Below are 26,803 nucleotides of genomic sequence, written 5' to 3'. Positions count from 1 at the left end.
CAGCCTCTCCTTAGTCTGATCGTACTTTCATTGCCGATGGAACCGTGCCCATCGGCAATCCTGCGCCGGTCTCTGATATCACACACAAATGCAGAGCACGCCTACCGGCAGACTCAGCGCTGCGGAACGGACAGCGGATTAAGGAAAGCGATAAACAGTGGCGCATGCTGTTTCAACGCGGCACTGAGTGCATCACAGTCGTCCGACACTTCGACATCAATTGCATCGCGCAACTGCTCAAAAGCATTCACGGCAGGACGGTAGGTGGCGGCATATTCGGCGCGACAGTCTTCCATGGCGTGAATGGCCTTCAGGTAAGTGACCTTGCCTTGCGAATCACGGATACCCGCGCGCTCGCGTTCAATCTCGGCCTGCACGCCATCGACTTTCAGCTTCAGCTTGTCGCTCTCACGCACCATGTCCAGGAAGCGCACAGACTCACTAATGCCAATAAGGGTTCGCTTCAGTTGGTCGATGGCTGCCATCACCAGTTTGATTTCCGGCGGAGCCAGGCCCAGTTCGGTGATCTTGGCGATGGTCAGCTCAACGTCCTTGCCCAAATTCTCGATACCGCTTTTTTCCAGCAGATTGACCCCGTCAATGATGACCTTTCGATCAGCCGCAAGCTCTGCAAGTTTGCTGTCCAACTGCGCAATTTCTGCATCGGCCACGAGCGCGTCGCGCTGGAAATCGGCGATGTAAGCCTGCGTCAGGCGCATATCAAACCTTGCATCAATATTGCGCAAGGCGTTACGCACCAGAGTTGCCTGCTTGGTCATGGCAGAGGAAATCAAACGCAAAATGTCCTTGCGCTCATCGTCGATTTCTTCAATGACCTCAGGATCGGTTTCTTTCAACCGGTCCTTCTCGTTGCGGGCGAGACGTCGCAGGCTGTTTTGCAGATCATTCACACCGGTCTGGGCCGAATCCTGCAATTGGTTTTGGCATTGCCCCATGCCACTCACAGTGCGCTTGAAGCGGTCAAACAGATCGGGCAGGTAACCCAGTTTAGTCTTCAAGACTTCTGCCTGAGTGCGAGCTTCACGCATCTGTTCGACAGTGGAGGCCAGGGTGGCCATGGCCACAGGCGGATAGCTCACTGTCGCGCTGAGACTGATCACACGCGAGGTTCGCGTGCTGAACGAATAGTTGCGCTCGTATTCTTCATCAGCCTCTTTGAAGACCTGAATAAGCTTGTCCGAGTCGGTCTCGATGGTTTTCCATGGCAGCACGACTTCTTCGAACTCGGTACCGAAGACCCGCAGGCTCAAGGCGTCATTGACGCGGCCCATCGCAGCGACCGAGTTGGAAATGTGCAGGTAGAGGCTTTTCCAGACATGCATCAGGTTCTGCGTGGCGATGTCGGCATCGATGGCCACGATCATCAGACTTTGCAGGTCATGTTTGACGCGGGCAAGGGAACCGAGTGTCTGGTTCTTGCTCGCCAACACCTGGATATCCCGTTCCTGCTCGGCATACAACGCTTTGCGTGCAGCACGAATATTTTCCGCCTCCACCCCCATGTAGATAGCCATGGCCAGGCCCACGATGTTCATCCCGGCGGCAGACTTCAATGCCTCCTGAACAGCGGCCTTGTATTCAGTGTTTTTGATATCGATTTCTTTGGCACGATTATCGATGTCGTTCTTCAATACTTTGATATCTGCTGCCAACGAACTGCTGTCGATCAAACCGACCCTGAGTTTGATATCGGGCAGAACATGCTCGCGCAGATCATAACCAAACAGGTCCAGGTCATTCTTGATGCCTTGCACATCGCTGAGGTTTTTATTGATCCGCTCGAATATTCGCTGCAGATAATAACCCAACGTCGCGACGGTATCGGGATCAACTTCAATATCCGGAAACTTGTCACCCAATTCAATTTCGAGTGCTTTAAGCTGGGCAAGTGTTTTAATCTTGTTTTTCTTGAGGAACGCGACCGAATCATCGTCGCTCAAGACTTCCTGAATCGCCTTGCCATAATTGAGCATGCTGCTGGCAAAGCTCTTCAGCCCCTGCCCGGTCATCATGATGCGTTCACGCAGCGGCGACCAGCGTTTTGCGTGGTTGCGGGTGTTTACAAAGGTCGAGAGGAAATCTGTCGGATTCAACCCTGGGCCGCCGTTCTGCCCTGCGCCATAGCGCAGATAATCTTCGACATCCTTCGGGGTATGCGGCAGCGCCAAGCCGGCTGCTTCATATTTACGCAAATCAATGATTTGCTTTTTAGTGAGGAGCAACCCTCTGTCGCGTACTACATCATCGGCATCCGACGTCGATGCGTCACTTAGTAACTTTGGCGCCGCTGCCGCCATCTGCATAACTTGTTCAGGCGAGGCATTATTCAGGGCATCGCCCCATAAGCTGGAAGAAGACATGATCATTCCTTTAATCAGTTTTAAGTTAAGTAAAATCAAAAACAAGTCAGAGCCCGTAAGAACTTAAACTTGCCAGACAGACTTAAACATAAAACCCGCACTTAAAAAAAGCGTTTCATGCCTTCAATATATTTACAAAGAATACTAACAACTGGACATACGACTCGATACTTGCGAACAGCGCCTTGAATTAAACTAGACGGTGATGTGCCCTGCGCGCTCTTTATACTCTTGAGCCAATGCCTGAATGGCCGGGTGTGCTGCGCTCTCCAAAGTCTGGGCAGCCACGCCGAGAAACGCAGCATGCCCCCCGAACATCGCCTTGCGGTACCAGCCTGACGCCTCTTCAATCTGTGAGCGCTCGGCCAGCACGCTGGCATAACTGAACTGGCCACGGAAGTCGCCGGCCTGCGCCGAGCGGCGATACCAGTCGAAGGCTGCGGCAGGGTCCGCGCGACAATGGCGTCCTTCTTCAAGATAACGCCCGAGCAGGTTCATCGACTTGGCATGTCCGGACTCGGCGGCCTGGCGATAAAGCGCCAATGCTTGCGGCTGATCGACCGCCACGCCGCGCCCGGTCGCCAAGAGATTGGCCAGGTTGTACATCGCCCAATCCAGGCCCGCCTGCGCCGCGACTCGATAATGCTGCGCGGCAACCCCGGCATCGGCGGCACACCCCCAGCCATGCTCATGACAACGACCGAGCATGTTGCGCGCCATCAGGTGCCCGCGTCCCGCGGCGATGCCGAACCAGCGCAGCGCCAGCGGCTGGTCCTGCGCGATACCCTGACCGTCCAGCAGGATTTGCCCGAGCAATGCCTGCGCTTCAACCTCGCCCTCGCCCGCTGCCAGCAAAATGGCTTGGGCCGCACGGGCCGGACTTTCAGTGAGCATGGCGCTGAGTTGTTCGCCGTCGAGGACTTCCTCGCGACGCAATAGAAAACTCATACCTCAACCCAGCGACGCAGCAGGTTGTGATAAGTACCGGTTAAGCGAATCAGCGAAGGGTGATCGGGCATGTCCTGGGTCAGTTGCTGGATTGCCCCGTCCATCTCGAACAGCAACGCACGCTGACTGTCTTCGCGCACCAGGCTTTGCGTCCAGAAGAACGACGCGTAACGCGCGCCGCGAGTGACCGCGTTGACTTTGTGCAGGCTGGTGCCGGGGTACAGCACCATGTCGCCGGCGGGCAGTTTCACCCGCTGAGTGCCGAAGGTGTCCTGAATCTCCAGTTCGCCGCCGTCGTAATCCTCGGGCTCACTGAAAAACAGCGTCGCCGACAGATCCGTACGCACGCGCTCAATACTGCCCTTCGGTTGGCGCACGGCGTTGTCGATGTGGAAATCGAAGCTGCCACCGGCCGTGTAACAGTTCACCAACGGCGGGAAGACTTTGTGCGGCAACGCAGCCGACATGAACAGTGGATTTTTCCACAGCCGCTCGAGCATCGCCGCGCCGATTTCCTTGGCCAGTGGATGACCTTCAGGCAATTGCAGATTGTGCTTCGCTTTGGCCGACTGAAAACCAGCGGTGATCTTGCCATCGGCCCAATCGGCCTGCTCCAGAACTTCGCGAATGCGCTGCACTTCTTCTTTCGCGAACAGTGCGGGGATGTGCAGCAGCATGGCGATGTCACCTGATGGCAAAGAGGCGGCAATGGTATTGATTCTTATTGGCCGTGTAAAACCCGGGAGACGAATGAACTGGCAGAAACCGTAAGGTTAAATTGTAAAGAATGTAAATTCAGTGCGAATAACAATGTTTCGCAATTGATACGAATACCTGTTTACCCTATATTCCGCCGCCTCAAATCCTTGGGGAGGGGAATAAAAATGGCACGTCAACACGCACAATTACCGGTCAGTTCGCCACGTCTGCTGGCTTCTGCAATCGGTGTAGCGATTACCGCCGGCTCCGCTGGCCACATGGTGTTCGCTGCCGAAAAAACCGACAGCAAAGCGTCCGGCAATGCCATCGCTCTGGACGCCACCGCCATCACCGGCGAAGCGCAGGACGCGACGTCCTACCAGGTCGAAAAAGCCTCCTCGCCCAAGTACACCGCGCCGCTGGTCGACACGCCGCGCTCGGTCACCGTGATCCCGCAACAAGTACTCAAAGACACCGGCGCCCTGAACATGCAGGACGCGCTGCGCACCGTGCCGGGCATCACTTTCGGCGCCGGTGAAGGCGGCAACCCGCAGGGCGACCGTCCGTTCATTCGTGGTTTCGACGCGCAGGGCGACACCTACCTCGACGGCGTGCGCGACACCGGATCGCAGAGCCGCGAAATCTTCGCCGTGGAAAACATTGAAGTCAGCAAGGGCCCGAACTCCGCCATCGGTGGTCGTGGCGCAGCGGGCGGCAGCATCAACCTGGTGAGCAAGAAAGCCCACCTGGGAAACTCGTTCGACGGTGGTTTCACTTGGGGCTCTGACCAGACTCAGCGTTACACCCTCGACGGCAACTACCAGTTCAGCGACACCGCCGCTGGCCGTCTGAACCTGATGAGCCACGAGAGCAATGTCGCCGGTCGCGACAAAGTCGATTACGACCGTTGGGGTATCGCCCCGTCCCTGGCCTTTGGCCTGGGCACCGACACCCGCGTCAACCTCGATTACTACCATCTCGAAAGCAACGACACCCCGGATTCGGGCATCCCTTACACCATTCCAACCGGTGGCTCCGCGGCACGCACCAAGTCCAACCCGGACAAGCCATACGCTGGCGGTGACCACAGCAACTTCTACGGTCTGGACCGCGATTTCCGCAAGGGCCGCACCGACACCGCAACCTTCGCCATCGAGCACGACCTGAGCGACTCGCTGACGATCAAGAACACCCTGCGTCACGGCACCAGCATGCAGGATTACATCCTCACCCAACCGGACGACAGCAAGGGCAACGTCAACAACGGCACGGTCTGGCGCCGTGCGAATACACGCGTGAGCAACACCGAGACCACCACCAACCAGACTGACTTGTTCGGCAACTTCTACGTCGCCGGCTTCAAGAACAGCTTCTCCACCGGTGTTGAATACACCCGTGAGGAAAGCCAGAAGTCCTCGTACAACGTCAACGTCGACACCACGCCGCGTTCGCCGGGCAACTCCAGCACCAACTGCACACCGTCGATGGTCGGCGCGTCGAGCGGCTACAACTGCACCTCGCTGTCGAACCCGAACCCGAACGATCCGTGGAACGGTGCGATCTCGCGCAACTACGCCGGCACCGACACCCAGGCCAACACCTACGCGCTGTATGTGTTCGATACCCTGGAGTTGAACGAGCAGTGGCTGGTGAACATGGGTCTGCGTTACGACCACTTCGACACTGACTACAAGTCGTACACCGCCGCCGGCGCGACAACCGCCAAGGGCGATGACGTCAGTGAGTTCGTCACCGGTCAGTTCGGCATCGTCTACAAACCGGCAGAAAATGGCAGCATCTATGCGTCCTACGCCACCTCCGCCACACCACCGGGCAACACCTTGGGTGAAGGTCAGGACGGCAACCCGCTGGGCGGCACAAAGGATCGCAGCGGCAACTTGCTGAGCAGCGACATGGAGCCGGAAACCACCAAGAACTACGAAATCGGTACCAAGTGGGATCTGCTCAACGATCGTCTGTCGCTGACCGCTGACATCTTCCGCACCGAGAAAGAAAACGCTCGCGTACAAGTCGACACCACTTCGTACGAAAACGCCGGCAAGACCCGCGTTCAGGGTTTCGAACTGTCGGCCAGCGGCAAGATCACCGAGAAATGGCAAGTGTTCGCCGGTTACGCGTTCATGGACAGCGAGCAAGTTGATGGCGGCCCGCTGAACCGCGCCACCGACGGCAACGAACTGCCTAACACGCCGAAAAACAGCGCCAGCCTGTGGACCACTTACCAAGTCACACCGAAGCTGACCCTCGGTGGCGGCGCGTTCTACGTCGACGACGTCTACGGCAGCGTGGCCAATACCACCATGGTCGATTCGTATGTGCGTTACGACGCGATGGCGGCGTACAAGCTGACCAAGAACGTCGACCTGCAACTCAACGTGCAGAACCTGACCAACGAAACCTACTACGACAAAGCCTTCTCGACCCACTTCGCCAACCAGGCGGCAGGCCGCACGGCATTGTTGAGCACCAACTTCCACTTCTGACCCTGTAGGAGCTGCGGCACGCTGCGATCTGTTGATCCTGACCTTCAAAAGCAAAGTCAAAAGATCGCAGCCTTCGGCAGCTCCTGCAAAAACAGTCGGCCCCGTTCATTCAGTTGAACGGGGCTTTTCTGCGTAATAAAGAACGCTTCTCGATAAGCCACGGCATAATGCGCGCCGTGAAGACAATTTCCGAATGGACGGCGAGTGACGTGTTGAAGAAAACCCTGTTCCAGTTGCACTGGTTTTTTGGCATCACCGCAGGCCTGGTGCTGGCCCTGATGGGCATCACCGGCGCGGCCTATTCGTTTCAGGATGAAATCCTGCGGGCGATCAATCCCTCCGTCCTGCAGGTGGAAAAACAAGTCGCCGGCGTCCTCCCGCCGGTCGAACTGGTCGAGCGCATCGAAGCCACCTCCGGCAAGACCGTATCGATGCTCTGGGTCGAAACCGACAGCGGCAGCGCAGCGAAAGTGTTCTTCACCCCGCCCAAGGGTGAGCGTCGCGGCGAGATGCGCTACTTCGATCCCTACACGGGCGAATTCATGGGCGATGCCGTCGGCCAGGACTTCTTCGGCCTGATGCTGCAACTGCACCGCTTCCTCGCGATGGGTGATACCGGACGCAACATCACCGGCGCCTGCACGCTGATCCTGCTGTTTTTCTGCCTCTCCGGTCTGTACCTGCGCTGGCCGCGCCAGTGGAACAGCTGGCGCGTGTGGCTGACCCTCGACTGGAAGAAAAACGGCCGCGCCTTCAATTGGGATCTGCACTCGGTGGCCGGCACCTGGTGCCTGTTGGTCTATCTGCTGCTGGCGTTAACCGGGTTGTCGTGGTCGTACGAGTGGTACAACAAGGGCCTGACCAAACTGCTTTCCGACGCGCCGCAAAACGAGCGCGTGCGCGGCGGTCGTGGCCCGGCACCGCAAGGCCCGGCGCCAACTGCCGATTACGCGGCGATGTGGAGCAGCATCTACAGCGCCGCCGGCCCAGGCCTGTCGGCGTACAACATTCGTATGCCGGCCGTGGCTGGCCAACCGGCGACCGTGTTCTATCTGCTGGAAAACTCGCCGCATGAGCGCGCGCTCAACCAGATCACTCTCGACCCGGCCACCGGCATCGTCAAACGTGTCGACCGTTACGCCGACAAGAGCTTCAAGGCGCAGTTGCTGACCAGCATTTATGCGTTGCACGTCGGCAGCTATTTCGGCCTGATCGGGCGGATCATCGTCACCCTCGCGGCGGTGTGCATGCCGCTGTTTTTCATCACCGGCTGGCTGCTTTACCTCGATCGTCGGCGCAAGAAAAAGCAGATCAAGGACGCGCGTAAAGGTCTCGAGCAACCGGCCGACGATGCGTCGGCGTGGCTGATCGGTTTTGCCAGTCAAAGCGGTTTTGCCGAGCAATTGGCCTGGCAAACCGCCGGGCAATTGCAGGCCGCCGGTTTGCCGGTGAAGGTGCAGCCGCTGGCGAATGTCAGCGAGCAGGATCTGCGCGAGTCAAACAACGCGCTGTTCGTCGTCAGCACTTTCGGCGACGGCGAAGCGCCAGATAGCGCCCGTGGTTTCGAGCGCAAAGTGCTGGGCAAGGCCTTGACACTCGACAGCCTGAACTACGCCGTGCTCGGGCTCGGTGATCGTCAGTATCAGCACTTCTGCGGCTTCGCCAAACGCTTGCATCAATGGCTGGGCGAACACGGCGGCAAGACGCTGTTTGCGCCGGTGGAAGTCGACAGTGGCGATCCCTACGCGCTGCGTCACTGGCAGACTCAACTCGGCCTGCTCACCGGGCAGGCACCGGTCGATACCTGGCAGGCGCCGAGCTACGACAACTGGACGCTGACACGCCGCGAACTGATGAACCCGGACAGCAGCGGTTCGCCTGTTTATCTGTTGGGCCTGAGCGCACCGAACACCAGCAGCTGGATGGCCGGTGACCTGGTGGAAGTGCTGCCACGCAACTGCCCGTGGGCCATCGAACATTTCCTCGACGGCCTGGGTATTCGCGGCGAGACCACGGTGAAAATCAACGGCCTCGACGAGCCGCTGGAAGTCGCACTGGCTTCGCGTCAATTGCCTGAGCACCGCGCGCATCTGGTCGGGCTACACGCACAGTCGCTGGTCGACGCGATGGTGCCGCTGGCCATGCGTGAATACTCGATCGCCTCGATTGCCGCCGACGGTGTGCTGGAGCTGATCGTACGTCAGGAACAGCATGCCGATGGCAGCCTCGGCATCGGTTCCGGCTGGTTGACCGAGCATGCGCCGGTCGGTGGCGCCATCAGCTTGCGCGTGCGCCGCAACAGTGGTTTCCACCTGCCGAACGAGCCGGTGCCGATGATTCTTTTGGGCAACGGCACAGGTCTGGCCGGGCTGCGCAGTTTGCTCAAGGCACGGATTGCCGACGGCCAGCAGCGCCAGTGGTTGCTGTTTGGTGAGCGCAATCGTGAGCACGATTACCTCTGCCGCGCGGAGCTGGAAGAGTGGTTGATCAATGGTGATCTGCAACGGCTGGATCTGGCGTTTTCGCGCGATCAGGCGGAGAAGATTTATGTGCAGGATCGCTTGCGTGAGTCGGCTGACGAATTGAAGGAATGGTTAGCGGATGGTGCCGTGATCTACATCTGCGGCAGCCTGCAAGGCATGGCCTCAGGCGTGGACCAGGTACTCAACGACATCCTCGGCAGCGCCGAAGTCGAACGCCTGATCGAACAGGGCCGCTACCGCCGCGACGTCTATTAAAAGCCCCTCACCCTAACCCTCTCCCAAAGGGAGAGGGGACTGACCTTGCGAGACTCACGCTATACACCGACCTGAACGTGCTTCACCGAATCGGGAATCGAGAAAGGCTTTATATCCAATCTCATAATCGACACGGTCTTTCAGGTCGACGTACCTCTCCAGACACCTCCGTCGGCCCCCTCTCCCTCCGGGAGAGGGCTGGGGTGAGGGTCTGCCCTTGATCTTTAAGCGGGCTGCAATTTTTTCTCAAAAACGGCCACCCCATTCAGATCGCGCAACACCACGCTCATCTCCCCGCTCTGCCCTTCGATATTCACCTCGCCAAAAAACTGAAACCCGGCAAACGGCGATGCGTTCTGCACCGGTGGCGCTTTCTCGAATACCACCTCAGGGCCGAAAGTTTTATCCAGCGGATTGGGCCCGAAACTGCCGGCATTCAACGGCCCCGCGACAAACTCCCAAAACGGTTCGAAATCCTGAAACGCCGCGCGATCCGGGTGATAGTGATGCGCCGCGCAGTAATGCACGTCGGCGGTGAGGAAGACGAAATTGCGTACCTGCTGCGCACGCAGGTAGCCGAGCAATTCGGCGATTTCCACCTCGCGCCCCTGCGCCGGTCCCGGGTCACCGTTAGCTACCGCTTCCCAGCGCGCCACACCCGGGCTGACCTCGCCATCCGGCACACCCAAACCGATCGGCATGTCGGCGGCAATCACCTTCCACTGGGCTTTGGATTTCTTCAAGCCGCGTTTGAGCCAGTCCAGTTGCTCACGCCCCAGAAACGGTTTCGCGGCGCCGAGGTTGTCGTCATTGGCGCCGCGATAACTGCGCATATCGAGCACGAACACATCGAGCATCGGCCCATAACTGAGCTTGCGATAAATCCGTCCGCCACCGTCGGCGGCCTGCAGGCGCATAGGTGAATATTCCAGCCAGGCTTTTCGCGCTCGCCCAACCAGGGTGTGGATATCTTTCTCCTGATAACGCTCATCCAGTTGCTTGCCCGGCGACCAGTTGTTGACCACTTCATGGTCGTCCCACTGCCAGATCTGCGGCACTTCGGCGTTGAAGCGGCGGATGTTTTCGTCCATCAGGTTGTAGCGATAGTTGCCGCGATAATCGTCGAGGGTTTGCGCGACTTTGCTCTTGGCTTCGGTGGTGAGATTGCGCCAGATGCGCCCGCCTTCGGTGGTTAGCTGCGCGGGCACCGGGCCGTCGGCGTAGATGGTGTCGCCGCTGTGGATAAAGAAGTCCGGCAGGCGCAGACGCATGGCTTCGTAGATGCGCATGCCGCCGATGTCCGGGTTGATGCCGAAGCCCTGACCGACGGTGTCGCCGCTCCAGACGAAACGAATATTGCGCCGCGCCATCGGTGCGCTGCGCAGGTGGCCCAGCCACGGTTCGCTGGCGACGCCGGTGCGGGCGTCCTTGAAATACACGCGATAGAAAATCGCCTGATCGGCGGGCAGTCCGGTGAGCTCAACGCGGGCGGTAAAGTCGCTGCGGGCATCGACGAGCGCCGAGACCAACCGGCGCGGGTTGCGAAACTTGCTGCGGGTGTCCCACTCGACCACCATCCTCGCCGGACGATCGCTGCGACTCCAGATCATCGCGCGGTCGCCTTGCAGGTCGCCGGACTGCACGCCATCGGTCAGTTGCGGCCGATCCTTGACCGAAGCAATCACCGCCGGCGCCAGCCCCGGCAGCAGCAGCCCGGCGCCAATCCCTTGCACGACACGCCGACGACCAGGATTGAAATCGCTCATGCTGTTCTCCCTGAGAAAAGGAAAACTTAAGCACGCCCACATGAAACAGACATGACACCCGCCCTTGCAGGAGCCGAGCTTGCTCGCGAAGAGGTCATGTCAGCGACATCTTCGTTGAATGCCAGACCGCTTTCGCGAGCAAGCTCAGCTCCTACAAAGGTTTTGTGGTGTCGGTTAAGCCTTGGCGGGTTCGAGGGCCAGTTCGACGGCTTCGGGGCGTTTGACTGTGGCATAGACCACCGCGGTCAACAGGCTCCCCGCGACAATCGCCAGCAGATACAACAGCGCATGATTGATCGCATTCGGAATCGCCAACACAAACAAGCCACCGTGCGGCGCCATCAGTTTGCAGCCGAAATACATCGACAACGCGCCGGTCAGCGCACCGCCGGCAATGCTCGCCGGGATCACCCGCAACGGGTCTTTCGCGGCAAACGGAATCGCCCCTTCGGAGATAAAGCACAACCCCAATACCAGCGCCGCTTTACCCGCCTCGCGTTCGGTCTGCGCGAACTTGCGCCGCGCAATAAACGTGGCAATGCCCAGACCAATCGGCGGCACCATCCCCGCTGCCATCGTCGCCGCCATCGGTGCATAACTCTGCGAGGCCAATAGCCCCACCGAGAACGCGTACGACGCTTTGTTTATCGGCCCGCCAAGGTCAACGCACATCATGCCGCCGAGCACCACGCCGAGCAGGATCGCATTGGTGGTACCCATGCTGTCGAGAAAACTCGTCAGCGCCAACAGCATCCCGGCGACCGGTTTGCCGACCACATAAATCATCACCAGCCCAGTGAACAGGCTGGCGAACAACGGGATGATCAGAATCGGTTTCAGCGCTTCAAGACTTTGCGGCAACGCGACATAACGGCTGATCGCCTTCGCCGCATAACCAGCGATAAAACCAGCGACGATGCCACCGATAAAACCAGCGCCCAAGGTGCTCGCCAGCAAGCCACCAATCATCCCCGGCGCCAGGCCCGGACGGTCGGCAATCGAATAAGCGATGTAACCCGCCAGTAACGGCACCATCAGTTTGAACGCAGTCTCGCCGCCGATCTGCATCAGCGCCGCTGCCAGCGTGCCTTCTTCCTTGAACGCGGTGATGCCGAAGACGAACGACAGCGCGATCATCAAACCGCCCGCCACGACCATCGGCAGCATGAACGACACGCCGGTCAGCAGGTGTTTGTAGACGCCGGTTTTCTCCTGCCTGGCCGGTGCTTTGCCGTCACTCGCCGCACTTTCCACAACAGCTTCGGCCAAGGCTTTTTTCAGCGTGGCTTCGGACTGCTTCAACGCAATGCCAGTGCCGCAACGATAGATTTTCTTGCCGGCGAAACGCTCGGTGGCGACTTCAATATCAGCCGCCAGCAACACCACGTCAGCTTCAGCAATCGCCGCTGCGCTCAACGGGGTTTTCGCGCCCACCGAGCCTTGGGTTTCGACTTGCAAGTCATAGCCCAGACGCTTGGCAGTTTGCTGCAAGGCTTCGGCGGCCATGAAGGTGTGAGCAACACCGGTCGGGCACGCGGTGATGGCGACGATGCGAGGGGCACGCGACGCATCAGCAACCGGTTCAGCCTCGCTGGCAACGTAGACAGATGCCTCTTCTGCACCACGTCGCAGCACCGCTTCAACATCCTGCAACGCCTGCGCCGGGGCAATCTGGAAGACCCGTTTGCCGACAAAACGCGTCATGTCGACCGCGCCGGTGGCCACCAACAGAACCCACTCCGCCGCGGCAATCGTCGCCGCCGACAATTCGCGTTCCGGGTGCGCCGCATCGACCACTTCCACGCTGGTGCTCCAGCCCTGACGCTGCGCCGCCGCATCGAGCAATCGCGCGCACAGCACACTGGTGACCATGCCGTTCGGGCAAGCCGTAACAATGGCTAATTTCATGACAAACCCTCTTATTGTTCTGTCAGGGGGCGCACGCGCACGCCCTGTTCGAGCTGCGCCAATTGCGCGGCGTCGTTGATGCCGAAACCGATCTGGGTCACCGCCATCGCCGCAATCGCGGTGGCCGTGCGCAGGGTTTGCTCAGGCGTGTCGGCGCTGAGCAAACCGTGGAGCATGCCGGCCAGCAACGAATCGCCGGCACCGACCGTGCTGGCGACGCTGACTTTCGGCGGTGTGGCGTGCAGCGCCGAGCCGACGCTGAACCAGTTCACGCCATCAGCACCGTGAGAAATCACCACGTGCTCGATGCCTTGCGCGTGCAATTGCGCCGCTGCTTGCGCTTCCGCCGCGTGAGAGACCACCTCGCAACCGAGCGCGTCAGCGAGTTCTTCAGTATTGGGTTTGATCAGCCATGGACTGGCTTTCAACGCTTCGCGCAACGCTTCGCCGCTGGAGTCGAGGGCGACTTTCAAGCCGAGCTGATTGAGCTGCTCGATCAACTCACGCAACCACTGCGCGGTCACGCCACGCGGCAAACTGCCGGCGACCACCACCGCGTCGTGACCCGGCGCAATCTGCAGCAGAAGCTCGAGCAACGCTTGCTGCGCGGCGGCATCGACCACCGGCCCCGGGCCGTTGATGTCGGTGATGCGCCCGCTCTGCTCGGCCACTTTGATGTTGCTGCGCGTCTCGCCCGGCACGCGGACGAACGCGTCGACAAAACCGCGCTTGGCGAACAGGGTTTCGAACGCTTGCAGATTGTCTTCGCCGAGAAACCCGCTGACCGTCAGTTGATGACCGAGGTCGACGAGCACCTGCGCGACGTTCACGCCTTTGCCGGCAGCGTGGGTGTGCATCTCGTCGCTGCGATTGACCTGACCGGCGTCCAGCCGTGGCAACTCAACGGTGAGGTCGAGCGCCGGGTTGAGGGTCAGGGTAAGAATCTTGGCCATTACAGGGCCTCCACTAATGCGCGCACTTCGTTGGCGCTGCCCACGGCCAGGGCGTGTTGAGCAAGGGTTTGCGCCTGGGTCAGGCTGAGTTCACGGATGCGTGCCTTCACTTCGGCAATGCTGCGCCCGGACACGCTGAGTTCATCGACACCGAGGCCAACCAGCACTGGCACTGCCAGCGGATCCGCCGCCAGCTCACCGCAGACGCCGACCCATTTGCCATGGGCATGGGCCGCACGCACGGTGATGTCGATCAGTTGCAGTACCGCCGGGTGCAAGCCGTCCGCCTGCGCCGACAGGGTCGGGTGACCACGGTCGATGGCGAGGGTGTATTGCGTGAGGTCGTTGGTGCCGACGCTGAAGAAGTCGACTTCTTTGGCCAGCACCGGCGCGAGCAACGCGGCGGACGGCACTTCGATCATGATCCCCAGTTGCAGATCGGCAACCGGGATTTCCAGACGCAGACGCTCGGTCATGTCGCGAGCCTGCCGCCATTCTTCGACGCTGCCGACCATCGGGAACATGATCCGCAGCGGACGGTTATCCGCCGACCGCAGCAAGGCGCGCAGTTGCGCTTCCATGATCTGCGGACGCTGCAAGGTCAGGCGAATGCCGCGCACGCCGAGGAACGGATTTTCTTCTTTGGCGATCGGCCAATACGGCAGCGGTTTGTCGCCGCCGACGTCCAGCGTGCGCACCACCAACGGCCGCCCGGCGAGACCATCGAGAACACGGCGGTATTCGGCTTCTTGCGTGGCCTCGTCCGGCGCTTGCGGGTGGGCCATGAAAATCAGTTCGGTGCGCAGCAAACCGATGCCTTCGGCGCCCTGCTCCACCGCGCTGATCACACCGGCGCTTTCGCCGATGTTGGCGAACACTTCGACGGCGTGACCGTCGGTGGTGTGTGCCGGTTGGTGGCGTTGTTCGGCGGCAATCTTCAGGCGTTGCTCGCGGGTGTCGCGTTCTTCGGTGGCGCGTTGCAGGGTCGCCGCATCGGCGTCGACGTGCAGGCGACCGCGTTGACCGTCGAGCAGCAACGGCGTGCCCGGCGCCAGCAACAATACCGCTGCGCCAGCACCGACCAGCGCCGGAATCCCGAGGGCTCGCGCGACGATTGCACTGTGCGCGGTGGCGCCGCCGCGTGCGGTGAGAATCCCCGCCACACGCGCCGGGTCCAGACGCGCGACGTCGGACGGGCCGACCTCATCCATCACCAGAATGTAAGGTTGCTCGGGTTCGCTCGCGGTCTGCACGCCACACAGTTGCGCCAGCACGCGGCGGCCAATGTCACGCAAGTCCGCCGCACGCTCGGCGAGCAACGCGTCTTGCAGCGATTCCTGTTGTTTCGCCGCTGCTTCGATCACCGCCATCCACGCCGCTTCAGCGCTTTCGCCTTGCTTGAGGCGGGTGTCGACTTCGTCGGTGAGTTCCGGGTCGTCGAGCATCTCCTGATGGGTGATGAAGATCTCGCGGATGGCCTTGGCCTTGCTGCGTTCGATCAGGCCTTGAATGTCGTTGCGCACGTCACTGAGCGCTTGTTTGAGGCGCTCGCGTTCGATCGCGGCGGACTCGCCACGCATCGGGTAATCGATGGTTTGCTGCACTTGAATGTGCGCCGGGCCGATGGCGATGCCGGGCGCGGCGGGGATGGCTTGCAACTGAGTGCCGGACGCCGGGGCAATCACCACTTCGGCGATGTCGGCAAAGACTTCGCGTTGTTCGCTGATGGCGGGCAGCGGCTCGACTTCTTCGCCAAGGCCTTCTTCGATAGCAGCGAGCAACGCCGGCAAGGCGTCGGCAGCGATGCTCGGCTCGGCGATCAGCTCCAGCACCTGACCGCGACGGGCGCCTAGGCTGAGCAGTTTGCTCAAACTCTTCACCGACACGGCGCTGTCTTGGCCGTCGACGATGCGCACGCGAATCTCGCCGTCAAAGCTCTTTGCCAGTTGCGCGAGAATCTTCGCCGGGCGCGCGTGCAAACCATGGGCGTTGGCCAGCGCAATGCGTGCGCTCGGCCAGTCGGCGGGCAATTCACCGCCGAGCACCTCGAGAACTTTGCGACTGCTGGTGGCGCGGCCCAATTCATGGCCGCGACCTTCGATCAGCAACGCACACAGACGTTCGAGCAGCGCCTGGTGCGCTTCGCCAAGGCTGGCCAGACAGAACAGACCACTGAGTGGCTGGCCGAGGTAGCGCATTGGTTTGTCCGGCGTGACAAACGCCAAGCCCGGACGTTTCACGGTTTGTTCGCTGTGCAGCCACCACAAGCCGTCGCCCAGCGGCAGCGCTTCAACTTGTTGCAGCACCGCCGAGAAACCGTTGCTCACACAATCGGCCTGACGCAGCAAACGCGCGCCACGCCAGACCAGTTCTTCGAAATCGTCAGCCGACACGCCGAGGCCGATCATCTGTGCATCCAGCGCCAGTTCCTGCGGCGCGCCTTGCAGCAGTTTCAGCAGCGCTTCCGGAGAACTGGCGCGACGCAGGGCCTGGCCCAGATCGGTCTCGCCGAGGGCGCGGGTCAGCAGTTGCAGCAGGCGCAGGTGCTCGTCGGATTTGGCGGCGATGCCGATCGCCAGATAGACGATCTGGCCATCGCCCCAGTCCACGCCCTCGGGGAACTGCATCAGGCGCACGCCGGTGGCAAACACCTGATCGCGGGTTTCCGGGGTGCCGTGAGGGATGGCAATACCTTGACCGAGAAAGGTCGAGCCCTGGGCTTCCCGGGCCTGCAAGCCGGCGAGGTAGCCGTCAGCGACCAGACCATCGGCCACCAGGTGATTGGCCAGCAATTGCAGGGCGGCGGGTTTATCCACGGCCGATTGGCCCATGGATATCTGCTCTATAGTGAGCTCGAGCATGCGATCTCCTTTTTGGCATCGGATGACGCCAGGTATTGTTTTGAATGGTTGCAGCTTAGGCGCTCTGCCGCTTTGCTTTTCAGCGGCAGATTTGGCGGTTTCACGGCAGCACCGGCCAAGGGCGTCTAAAACGTAGAAAATACGCTTGCTGAAACGTTTAATCTAGATCGATCGGCACGTTACTCGATAATGTCCCATCCTTGAAGTCCAACTTGTCGGATGCGTTGCGACAATAGTCGCCTGCCCTAATCGGGTAGGATTGGCGAAAATGTTGCGGCAAGCTCGCAAAAACAAGGAAATCCCGGGTTGAAACTCAGTGATATCGCGCGGTTGGCCGGAGTGTCCGTGACCACCGCCAGCTACGTCATCAACGGCAAGGCCGAACAGCAACGCATCAGCACTGCGACCGTCGAGCGGGTGCGGGCGGTGGTCGACCTGCACGGCTTCACGCCAAATCCTCAAGCGGCCGGGTTGCGCAGCCGCCACACGCGCACGCTGGGCTTTATTCTGCCGGATCTGGAAAACCCCAGTTACGCGCGGATCGCCAAACTGCTGGAGCAAGGTGCGCGGGCACGCGGCTATCAGTTATTGATCGCCAGTTCCGACGATGCGCCGGACAGCGAGCGGCAACTGCTGCAACTGTTCCGCGCGCGCCGTTGCGATGCGCTGATCGTCGCCAGTTGTCTGCCCGCCGGCGATGACAGTTACCGCCAGTTGCAGGCCAAGGGCACGCCGATCATTGCCATCGACCGGGTCATGGAGCCCGAGCATTTCTGCTCGGTGGTCAGTGACGACCGCGAGGCCAGTCAGCACCTGACCCAGAGCCTGCTCGACCCGCAACCGAAGCAGATCGTACTGCTCGGCGCGCGTCCGGAACTGAGCATCAGCCAGGAACGTGCCGCCGGCTTCAAACAGGCCCTTGTCGACTTCAAAGGCGAGGTGCTGGTCGAGCACGCCGAATCTTTCAGCCGCGAGTGCGGCAAGCAGTTGATGGAAGAACTCCTGCAACGCTTGGGGCATTTGCCCGACGCATTGGTAACGACTTCCTACGTGCTGTTGCAGGGCGTGTTCGATGCGCTGCATGACTTCCCGCTGAAATCGCGGCCGCTGCGCCTCGGCACCTTCGGTGATACGCAGTTGCTCGATTTCCTGCCGCTGCCGGTCAACGCCATGGCCCAGCAGCACCAGTTGATCGCCGACAAGGCGCTGGAACTGGCGCTCGCGGCCGTCGAGCAGTCGCAATACAAGCCCGGCGTGCAGGCCATTGCGCGGACCTTCAAGCAGCGTATTCACCGAGACTGAACCGTGGAGCTGATCGACAGCCACACCCACCTCGACTTCCCCGACTTCGACGCCGATCGCCCGGCATTGCTGGCCGAAAGCCGCGCCCTCGGGGTGCGGCGGATGGTGGTATTGGGTGTATACGAGGGTAATTGGCAACGGGTGTGGGATCTGGTGCGCAGCGATGTCGATTTGTACGCGGCGTTTGGCTTGCATCCGGTTTATCTCGACCAGCATCGCCCGGAAGATTTGTCGGCGCTGGGTGACTGGCTGACCCGGCTGCGCGGTCATCGACAGCTGTGTGCGGTGGGCGAAATCGGTCTGGATTACTTCATCGAAACGCTGGATCGCGAGCGCCAACAGTCGCTGTTCGAAGCACAGCTGCAATTGGCTGCGGATTTTCAATTACCGGCGCTGATCCATGTGCGCCGCAGTCATGCAGCGGTGATCGCCACGCTCAAACGCTTCAAGCTCAAACGCGCCGGGATCATCCACGCGTTTGCCGGCAGCCGTGAAGAGGCGCGGGAATACATCAAACTGGGTTTCAAACTGGGTCTGGGCGGCGCACCGACGTGGCCGCAGGCGTTGCGCATGCATCGGGTGCTGGCGGAGTTGCCGCTGGAATCGATCGTGCTGGAAACCGACTCACCGGACATGGCGCCGGCGATGTTCCCAGGTGTCCGCAATACACCGGCGCACTTGCCAGCGATTTGCGCAGCGTTGGCCGAGCTGATGAAAATCACCCCGCAACAACTCGCCGACGCCAGCACCGCCAACAGCTGCGAAGTCTTCGGCTGGTAACCCATCTCCCTGTGGAATCGGGCTTTTGTGGTGAGGGGATTTATCCCCGATGGGCTGCGAAGCGGCCCCAAAACCATAGTTCACGTTTTATCAGATAAAACTCTGTTTCAGGTTTTGGGGGCGCTTCGCGCCCCAGCGGGGATAAATCCCCTCGCCACAAAGGTTCACACAAGGTTTTAAGATACGACTCAGACGCGGAAGGCGCTGATCAGTTGTTTGAGTTCGACGACCTGGGCGGACAGCGCGCGGCTGGCATCTTCGGTCTGGTGCGCGCCGTGGGCGGTGCGCTCGCCGGCGCGGTTGATCTCGACGATGTTCTGGTCGATGTCATGGGCCACAGCCGTTTGCTGTTCCACCGCAGCGGCAATCTGCTGGTTCTGATCGACGATCATGCCCACAGCGCCAAGGATGTTTTCCAGCGCCTGCTGGACTTTTTCCGACTGCCCGACCGTGCCGCTAGCCATTTGATGGCTGACCCCCATGGCCTTTACCGCCGCGCCGACACCACCATGCAGTTTGGCAATCATCTGCTCAATCTCTTCGGTGGACTGCTGGGTGCGTTTGGCCAGCGTGCGCACTTCGTCCGCGACCACGGCAAAACCACGGCCCTGCTCCCCGGCGCGAGCCGCTTCGATCGCGGCGTTGAGCGCCAGCAGGTTGGTCTGTTCGGCGATGCTTTTGATCACGTCCAGTACCCGGCTGATCGACTGGCTGTCACTGGCCAATTGGTTGATCACCCGCACCGACTGATCGATTTCGCTGGCCAGCGCGGCAATGCTGCCCTGCTGAGACTCGACCAGAACACGGCCAGTGATGGTTTCATCATTGACGCTGTGGGCGCTGCTCACGGCTGCGGCGGCACTGCGCGCGACTTCCAGTGAGGTCGCCGACATCTGGTTCATCGCCGTCGCCACTTGCTCGATCTGCGTACGTTGCCCGGCGACCGCCTGATTGCTCTGCGCCGAGACGTTTTCGACCTGCCCGGCCTGCCGCTCGACTTCACCGACGGTGTGGCCGACACGTTCGATCAGGTCGTGAATCTTCTTCACGGTGCCATTGAACACTTCGCCCAACTCACCGAGTTCATCGCGGCTGTGAGCAACAAAGTTGACCGTCATGTCCCCCGCCGCGACCTTGTCCATCATCGCGCCGAGGCGCTTGAGCGTGGTGCGGGTCGAGGCGTAGAAACCGCCATAGAGATAGAAAATCAGCACAAACACCACCGACAGCGCCACGGCCTGCAAGACCATGTGCGTGCGGTTATGCGCCAGACGTTGTTGCAGTTGAGTGTCGAGAAATTTCAGCGAGGCTTCGTTAAGCGCATAGGTTTTGTCCATCAGCGCGGTGACCTGATCGTAAAACCCCTGCCACGGCGCATCGAGGGTGTCAGCCATCACCACCTGTTCTTCGAACAGTTCGCTGGCCTGCTTCAGCGAGGCCCTGCTGTCGTCGGCCTGAGCGCTGAGGGTGTCACGCGCAGCTTTGCTGGAGCCGAGGGCGTCCTGCAGCTTCAAGCCGTACTCGGCCTGGAGTTTTTCAATCTTGCCCAGCAACTCATCGAAACGCGTGCTGGAGGCACTGTTGAGAAAACCCTGTGCCAGCGAATACGAGCCTATCGCCCGACCTTCGCCGAGGGTTTGGGTAATGCCTGGCGTGATCAGGGTCACCAGCTCGCTCAACTGGCGGATGTCACCCTGGTTGTCACGGCTCAGGCCGGCCTGGCTAGTGATGATCTGGCTGAATATCTGCGCACTGCTGAGCAGCTTGCCAATCAACGCACTTTTGCTTTGTAGCGAGTTTTCCGCTTGCTGGGCCTTGAACGCGGCGATCATTTCATCGCGCTTGCCATCGAACACCTTGATCTGCTCGGGATCGTCGGTCATCGCCGTCAGCCCTTGCAGACGCGCCAGCACGGTTTGTTCAAGGGTACTGATCCTGGCTTCGACAGTGCCGGCCTTGCCGGATTGGCCGAGGGTGACGTTGATCTGCACCAGATTGTTCAGGGTCTCCAGATCCCGGCGCAGGGTCAGGCTGCTGCCGAGCAGATCGAGACTTTGCAACTCGACCCGAGTGCCCTGGAATTCACGGTAGGAATCGCGCACCAGATAGAAATTGGTCACCAGCATCGGCACCAGGAACAGCACGCTGATCAAGCTGAACTTCATGCCGAAGCTCAGACGGTTCATCAGCGAGACGGCGGGATAGAGCAAGCTCTTCACTGGAAGTCTCCCTTGGTTTTTCTTGTTTTTATTGGCAGGCGCGGGGCGACAGCAGATAGCCACTATCGGGCGCCATCACTGTATAGCGCAAATCGGCGGGAGGTTTTGTAACTTAAGGTTAACGGTGCGAGGACAATACAAAACCATTGTGGCGAGGGGATTTATCCCCGATGGGGCGCGAAGCGGTCCCAATAGCTGAACAGGCGTTGTATCTGATAAATCGTGGAGGATGGTTTTGGGGCTGCTGCGCAGCCCATCGGGGATAAATCCCCTCGCCACAAAGGAGTTCGCTTTAGTTGGTTAGTGAATCAGGACTGTCCACATAGGAGTTCGCCCCAACTGGCTAGTGGATCAGAACCGTCCACAGGGCAAACCCGGCATACCACAGCACCGCCGCACGCAGCAGCAGTTCCCACAGGCTGTCGAGGGTGGTAATCCCTTCCGGCCCAACCACCGGCGGCGGGATCTCGCCCGCGACCAAACCGACCTTGTTGATCAGTTGTGCGGCGCTGATGTTCCAGTTCAGCAGCTCGTGCAGCATGACCCGGCCAACCGCGACGAAGTTGCCGACCAAGGCAAAACTCGCCGCCAGCAATCGCACCGGTACCCAATCAAAGGCATGGCGCAATTGCGCGGCGCGCTCAACCAGTGCCGGGTTCTTGCCGTGCTCCTCGGCCAGCGCCAGCAAGCGATAGGCCAATGCGGCCACCGGACCGAGCAGGAAATACCAGAAAATCACTGCGAAGAAGCTTTGATAGGCCTCCCACAACAAATGCCCCTGCACGCGATCAAGCAATTGCTCGCCGCTGTCGGCGCAAATATTCAGATCGCGCTTGGCCACATGGGCCGCCGCCTGCAGATCCTCTCGACGCCAGGCATCACGAAACGGGCCGAGGCCGCCGAGCAGATCGCCGCGCCCCAGACTGTAAATCACCACCAGCAAATGCACCGGCAACGCCAACAGGCCATAAGCTACCGGCTCCAGCACCACCAGCAACAGCGCCAACAATGCCACCGGCAACAGCACCAGAATCGTCAGCACCAGCCAGGGTTGTTTCGCCAACTGCTGACTGCTTTCGAGTTTGTTCAGTTCGCGGATCCATCCGCCATCGCGTTGAAGCCGATGGCGCAGGGCCGAGAACTTCTCGATCCAGACCGCCAGCAGTAACACCAGAAAACTCATTGTCCTTCCTCTTGTGCCAGGGCTGCGCGGTAACGCGCCCAGTCGAATGCCGGGCCAGGATCGGTCTTACGCCCGGGTGCTATGTCGCTGTGCCCACAAATGCGGGCGCCGGTGATGGCCGGAAATGCTGCTTGCAACTGCTGGGTCAGCGTCGTCAACGCCTGATACTGCGCGTCGGTGAACGGTAGATCATCGGTGCCTTCGAGCTCGATGCCCACGGAAAAATCGTTACAGGTTTCGCGGCCGTCGAAAATCGACACCCCCGCATGCCACGCCCGCTCAAGACAGGAGACAAACTGGGTGACCTTGCCGTCACGTTCGATCAGAAAGTGCGCGGAGACGCGCAAGTCGGCGATCCCGGCAAAGTAGGGATGTTCGGTGACATCCAGACGGTTCTGAAAAAATTCCTGCACCTTGCCCGTGGCGAACTGCGCCGGTGGCAGGCTGATGTTGTGGATGACCAACAGGGAGACTTCGCCCGCAGGGCGCTCATTGAAGTTGGGCGATGGGCAGACCTGCACCCCGTGACACCACCCGCTAGCGGGATCCAACTGCATACCGATTCCTTCAACGCCGACTGTGTTGGCGCCCAGTATGCCGTGATCGGCCCCCGGCGCGCGATCACTTGGCGCGATTGAGTCGCCGCAGATTACCCAGCACCGACTCCAGCGCCCGGTCGAACAGCAAGGTATCGTCCAGCGCGCGCACTGCGCCGCGACGAAATTCCAGGGCGAGCCCGGTGCGACTGCGCTCGCGCACTTTCATCCCGGTGCGATCGACAAAGACGTATTTGCCCGTGGCCTCGATGATGGCAGCCAGTTTGCAGCGCAAGCTGTGTTCATCGTCTTCCTGAAACGCCACCCAACTGCCAAGGCGCAACTGATCGACCTGGCGCAGACCCGCGTCGTCATGGGACAAACGGACCGAGGTCAGCTCCAGCGAGCCCTCGTCGGCGGCCTGCAAAACGATCTGCTGCGACACCTCGACCATCATCGCGGCCTGATCAGTCTCGGCAGAACGCTCCAGCACCCGCACATGCAGGGCTTCGAGTTCGCTGAAAAATTCGCTGGTCGCGAACGGATCGAACGCCGAACTGCTCAGGCCATCGCGCAGTGACTTGAGCAACCCCGGCACCAACGCCAGCAGGCGCAGGCTCGACTCGGCGTGGTCATGGCGCTGCACACTCCAGATCAGTTGTTCCATGGTCTGCACATCGGCCTGCCACTCGGCGGACTGATCGCCATGTTTGAGGCAGGTCAGCAGCAGCACCTTGCTCCAGGCATTCTGGACGAAGGTCACCACTGCTGGCGGCAGGACTTTACCCAGCAAGGCCTGATTCAACGCCTGCTCGACCCGGCGCCGGGCCAACTCGGTTTTTGCGCGTCCCTCTTCGGCATCGCGCAAACGCTGCTCAAGCAATTCACTGCGGCGGCGTTCATCGCTGGTGAAGGCGAGGAAGTCGGCGAGCAACTCGGAAAAAATCGCCGGATCATCGACAAAATCGGTCAACAGGCGCTGCACCACTTGTTCGATGCGCACATACAAACTGTCGCGCGCCTCACTGTCGCAATCGCCCCAGCCCATGGCCGCGTCGGCAATTTCGTTGAGCAGGCGCCGCGCCGGATGACTGCTGCGGCTGAAGAAGCTTTTGTCGAGCACCGCGACCTTGAGCATCGGAATCTGCAAACGGGCGATCAGCGCCTTCAGCGAATCCGGCACGTTGCGATCGTCGAGAATGCAATCGAAGACCATGGCGATCAGGTTGATCACGTCTTCGTCTGCCCCGCCGACAATCCGCGACTTGCCGCTTCTGACGCTGACCCGCGTCAGCAGTTGTTCCAGCTGATTGCGCAGATCGAAGTCATCCTGCGCGGCGAGTGCGGGCACGTATTGCTGCAAATGCGAAAGCAGACGCAGCAAATCGCGCGTGGTGATCGGTTGGGTGGCGCCGCTTGGCTCCAGCGTCGGAGCAACGCTGCCGCGCACGTGTAATAGCAACTCCTGCAGCGCAGCGAAGACCTCCTGCACGCTTTCATCAGCGGGCGTCGGCTCGTGACTTTCTTCGCTGTAGACGCTGGCAGCCGCACGATCAATGGCGCGCCGCGTCGGTGCTGGCTTCAACGCCGGAAGCACACCGGTGGCGAGCAGGAGCTGGTTGGCCTCCGCGTAAAGCTGTTCGGTGTCGGCGAGCACATAGCGCTCGAACAACTTGAGCAGGATCAGCTTGACCTTGATCTCCACGCCCAGATTGCGCCCGGCCTGCAAGAAGTACTCGCAGAGCATCGCCGGGCCGAGCGGGTTGTGCTGATCGTCGAGGGTATTGCCGAGCAAGGCGTTGAGCCGCGTGGTCAATTGATCGAGCGCGAAGCCGTCCCGCTTGAGCACACGACCGACCATGGTCTCGACCGCCACGCTGCGCTCCATGTCATCGGTGCGTGGCGCCGACTCTTCGAACATCAGCGTGCGCGGCAGCGCGTTGTGCGTGGAGTCGTATTGGGTGAGGCTGACGAAGGCCTCGAAAAACAGCTCGAGAAAGCCCCGCTCGATATTTTTGCGCTTGAGGCGCAGGTCGCGCATGGCCTCGAAAAAGATGTTCTGCTCAACATCGTTCCGCGCCCGATCAGCCATTTCAAACAGCGTGTCGTCGGCGTTATCGAACAGCTCCTGTAATCCATGGCGCAGCTGCTGCGCGGCCTTGTCGCGAACCTGAAGCAGAATCACAGGCAGGCGGGCGAGCGGCGAATGATTCGCCTGATCGGTAGCGGCCTTGTGCAAAGGCACTACTTTCCCGTCGTTGTGCATCCAAGCCTCCTGAAACGGTGATTCTTCTTGGCAGAAACATCGAGTGCGTTGCGGCAACACGATTCCCTGTGTAGGAGTGAGCCTGCTCGCGCTCGCGTCCTGTCTGTCAGCGCAGTAGCGGTGGAACGAGCTTTATTGCAATCAGCCTCGCGCCTCTCGGCGTCATTCGGCAGGTCCAGCCTTTACGTCAAAGCTATGACGTCAAATGCAAGGCGGATTATCTTGCAAAAGATGTCCCCGACGCTATAGCCGTCAGGGTTTCCCCTAGGCGCCGACACCTTGCACAGACCACGCTCACACGCTGTTTACTCAAAGAAATTCGACCGGATGCAGTCAAGCACGCGAGTTCTCGCCTTGGGTTGGCCGATGCCATGCCCCTATAATCGAACCACTTTGTTTGTGGAGCCCGTTATGCCGAATCTACGTCTCGCCGATTTGACCGCCGAAATCGAAGCCAACGTGCGCCGTGCGTTACTCGAAGACGTCGGCAGCGGCGACATCACCGCGCAACTGATCCCGGCCGAACGCCTGGCCAAAGCCACCATCATCACTCGTGACGAAGCCGTCATCTGCGGCACCGCGTGGGTCGATGCGGTGTTCCGTCAGCTCGATCCGCGCGTCGCGGTGCATTGGCAAGTGGTCGATGGCGAGCGGGTCAAACCCAATCAGCCGCTGTTTCATCTGGAAGGCCCGGCGCGCTCGCTGCTGACCGGTGAGCGCAGTGCGCTGAACTTCCTGCAACTGCTGTCAGGTGTGGCCACGCGCGCGCAGTACCTCGCAGACTTCGTCGGCGCTACTGACGTCAAGCTGCTCGATACCCGTAAAACCCTGCCGGGCCTGCGCCTTGCGCAGAAATACGCAGTAACCTGCGGCGGCTGCCACAACCACCGCATCGGTCTGTACGACGCCTTCCTGATCAAGGAAAACCACATCGCAGCCAGCGGCGGCATTCCGCAAGCCATTGCCGCCGCGCACAAGATCGCACCGGGCAAACCGGTGGAAATCGAAGTGGAAAGCCTGGAAGAACTGAAGGAAGCGCTGGCGGCCGGCGCCGACATCATCATGCTCGACGAACTGAGCCTGGATGACATGCGCGAAGCCGTGCGTCTGAACGGCGGCAAGGCGAAACTGGAAGCGAGCGGTGGCATCAACGAAAGCACGCTGCTGCCGATCGCCGAAACCGGGGTGGACTACATCTCGATCGGCGCAATGACCAAGGATGTCAAAGCGGTCGACCTGTCGATGCGTCTCAGCCTTTAAACAGCAGCGACAAGATGCGAGCTACAAGCTACAAGCCAAAGCGCTTTTGCTTTGACTTGTAGCTTGAAACTTGTAGCTCCTAGCTGCTCTTAGACGACAAGATTGTTCATTTCGCAGTACTCGTCCCACTCGACGCCCAGCACTTCGGCCGCCTCTTTGTGCAGCACGAGGCGCTGCGCCTCGAACTCCTCCGGCGTGCTCGTGTACTTGAGCGTCAGCTCCCACGGCTGCAGGCCCTGAGCTTCGGCTTCGTCTTCGAAGGCCCACTGGATCTGATCTTTTTGATCATCAGGACTCAGGTCCTTGATCTCGTCCTTCAGGTCCGGTACGTCCAGAATGTACTTTTCCAGCGCTTGTTCGTGACGTTGCTCTTGAGTTAGTTCGGTCATGGCGTTCTCGTTGATCGTAAGAATGGAGGATGGATCTGGATCATCAAGGATCTCTCTGACGCGGATTTTTCCGGCCTTCGGAACCATTCGGGATCATCTGAAAACTGCTA

The 26,803-nt window shown here is 60.3% G+C and carries 17 protein-coding genes and 1 pseudogene; 5 read left to right on the top strand and 13 right to left on the bottom strand.

The window, feature by feature from the left end; genetic code table 11:
- Nucleotides 1-113 precede the first annotated feature (113 nt).
- The 3 genes from EJA70_RS06695 to EJA70_RS06685 all read right to left on the bottom strand — a co-directional run bounded on the left by EJA70_RS06695 (nucleotide 114) and on the right by EJA70_RS06685 (nucleotide 4,006).
- Nucleotides 114-2,381, bottom strand: a complete 2,268-nt coding sequence (locus tag EJA70_RS06695) for an alpha-xenorhabdolysin family binary toxin subunit A (protein WP_158830222.1) — start codon at nucleotides 2,379-2,381, stop codon at nucleotides 114-116.
- A 195-nt stretch (nucleotides 2,382-2,576) separates the two neighbouring features.
- Nucleotides 2,577-3,329, bottom strand: a complete 753-nt coding sequence (locus EJA70_RS06690; protein WP_158830221.1) for a tetratricopeptide repeat protein — start codon at nucleotides 3,327-3,329, stop codon at nucleotides 2,577-2,579.
- Nucleotides 3,326-4,006, bottom strand: a complete 681-nt coding sequence (locus tag EJA70_RS06685) for a Fe2+-dependent dioxygenase (protein WP_158830220.1) — start codon at nucleotides 4,004-4,006, stop codon at nucleotides 3,326-3,328. The genes EJA70_RS06690 and EJA70_RS06685 overlap by 4 nt, the downstream gene beginning before the upstream one ends.
- Before the next feature lie 207 nt (nucleotides 4,007-4,213).
- Between EJA70_RS06685 and EJA70_RS06680 the strand changes: the two genes are divergently transcribed.
- Entirely contained in the window at nucleotides 4,214-6,532 is a 2,319-nt protein-coding gene (locus tag EJA70_RS06680; protein WP_158830219.1) for a TonB-dependent siderophore receptor, read from the top strand.
- A gap of 209 nt (nucleotides 6,533-6,741) precedes the next feature.
- On the top strand, nucleotides 6,742-9,270 hold the full coding sequence (locus EJA70_RS06675; RefSeq protein WP_158830231.1) for a sulfite reductase flavoprotein subunit alpha: 2,529 nt from the start codon (nucleotides 6,742-6,744) through the stop codon (nucleotides 9,268-9,270).
- Nucleotides 9,271-9,494: 224 nt separating this feature from the next.
- Here EJA70_RS06675 and EJA70_RS06670 read toward each other — a convergent pair whose 3' ends face one another.
- The 4 genes from EJA70_RS06670 to ptsP form a co-directional block, all read right to left on the bottom strand.
- Complete coding sequence (locus EJA70_RS06670; protein WP_158830218.1) at nucleotides 9,495-11,036, bottom strand: alkaline phosphatase; 1,542 nt, start codon at nucleotides 11,034-11,036, stop codon at nucleotides 9,495-9,497.
- Between the two features lie 174 nt (nucleotides 11,037-11,210).
- On the bottom strand, nucleotides 11,211-12,944 hold the full coding sequence (locus tag EJA70_RS06665) for a PTS fructose-like transporter subunit IIB (RefSeq protein ID WP_158830217.1): 1,734 nt from the start codon (nucleotides 12,942-12,944) through the stop codon (nucleotides 11,211-11,213).
- 11 nt (nucleotides 12,945-12,955) lie between these two features.
- On the bottom strand, nucleotides 12,956-13,897 hold the full coding sequence (pfkB, locus tag EJA70_RS06660) for a 1-phosphofructokinase (RefSeq protein WP_158830216.1): 942 nt from the start codon (nucleotides 13,895-13,897) through the stop codon (nucleotides 12,956-12,958).
- Complete coding sequence (ptsP, locus tag EJA70_RS06655; protein WP_158830215.1) at nucleotides 13,897-16,758, bottom strand: phosphoenolpyruvate--protein phosphotransferase; 2,862 nt, start codon at nucleotides 16,756-16,758, stop codon at nucleotides 13,897-13,899. The genes pfkB and ptsP overlap by 1 nt, the downstream gene beginning before the upstream one ends.
- A gap of 306 nt (nucleotides 16,759-17,064) precedes the next feature.
- On the opposite strand from ptsP, the gene cra reads away from it, so the two are divergent.
- On the top strand, nucleotides 17,065-18,060 hold the full coding sequence (gene cra, locus EJA70_RS06650; protein WP_158830214.1) for a catabolite repressor/activator: 996 nt from the start codon (nucleotides 17,065-17,067) through the stop codon (nucleotides 18,058-18,060).
- 3 nt (nucleotides 18,061-18,063) lie between these two features.
- A complete protein-coding gene (locus EJA70_RS06645; RefSeq protein ID WP_158830213.1) occupies nucleotides 18,064-18,840 on the top strand; it encodes a TatD family hydrolase in 777 nt (258 codons plus the stop codon).
- A gap of 188 nt (nucleotides 18,841-19,028) precedes the next feature.
- Here EJA70_RS06645 and EJA70_RS31355 read toward each other — a convergent pair whose 3' ends face one another.
- The 5 genes and pseudogenes from EJA70_RS31355 to EJA70_RS06625 form a co-directional block, all read right to left on the bottom strand.
- Nucleotides 19,029-19,733: a methyl-accepting chemotaxis protein gene (locus EJA70_RS31355; protein WP_371924524.1), complete on the bottom strand. Its 705-nt coding sequence runs from the start codon at nucleotides 19,731-19,733 to the stop codon at nucleotides 19,029-19,031.
- Nucleotides 19,734-19,886: 153 nt separating this feature from the next.
- Nucleotides 19,887-20,090 (bottom strand): annotated as a pseudogene (locus tag EJA70_RS31350) (HAMP domain-containing protein); the annotation flags it as partial.
- Nucleotides 20,091-21,402: 1,312 nt separating this feature from the next.
- Entirely contained in the window at nucleotides 21,403-22,242 is an 840-nt protein-coding gene (gene ampE / locus EJA70_RS06635; protein WP_158830211.1) for a regulatory signaling modulator protein AmpE, read from the bottom strand.
- The gene (ampD, locus tag EJA70_RS06630) at nucleotides 22,239-22,799 is read right to left on the bottom strand and encodes a 1,6-anhydro-N-acetylmuramyl-L-alanine amidase AmpD (RefSeq protein WP_008088360.1); all 561 of its coding nucleotides are present in this window, start codon (nucleotides 22,797-22,799) and stop codon (nucleotides 22,239-22,241) included. Before ampD ends, ampE begins: the two co-directional genes overlap by 4 nt.
- 64 nt (nucleotides 22,800-22,863) lie before the next feature.
- Entirely contained in the window at nucleotides 22,864-25,044 is a 2,181-nt protein-coding gene (locus EJA70_RS06625; protein WP_158830210.1) for a DUF1631 domain-containing protein, read from the bottom strand.
- A 411-nt stretch (nucleotides 25,045-25,455) separates the two neighbouring features.
- Between EJA70_RS06625 and nadC the strand changes: the two genes are divergently transcribed.
- Nucleotides 25,456-26,304: a carboxylating nicotinate-nucleotide diphosphorylase gene (nadC, locus tag EJA70_RS06620; RefSeq protein ID WP_008088355.1), complete on the top strand. Its 849-nt coding sequence runs from the start codon at nucleotides 25,456-25,458 to the stop codon at nucleotides 26,302-26,304.
- An 89-nt stretch (nucleotides 26,305-26,393) separates the two neighbouring features.
- Here nadC and EJA70_RS06615 read toward each other — a convergent pair whose 3' ends face one another.
- Nucleotides 26,394-26,693, bottom strand: a complete 300-nt coding sequence (locus EJA70_RS06615; RefSeq protein WP_008088353.1) for a DUF6388 family protein — start codon at nucleotides 26,691-26,693, stop codon at nucleotides 26,394-26,396.
- Nucleotides 26,694-26,803: the final 110 nt, after the last annotated feature.

Source organism: Pseudomonas sp. PB103 (genome assembly GCF_009764635.1).
Classification (GTDB): domain Bacteria; phylum Pseudomonadota; class Gammaproteobacteria; order Pseudomonadales; family Pseudomonadaceae; genus Aquipseudomonas.
The sequence above is the reverse complement of the archived record's forward strand: the minus strand, read 5'-3'. Positions and strand labels throughout refer to the sequence as shown.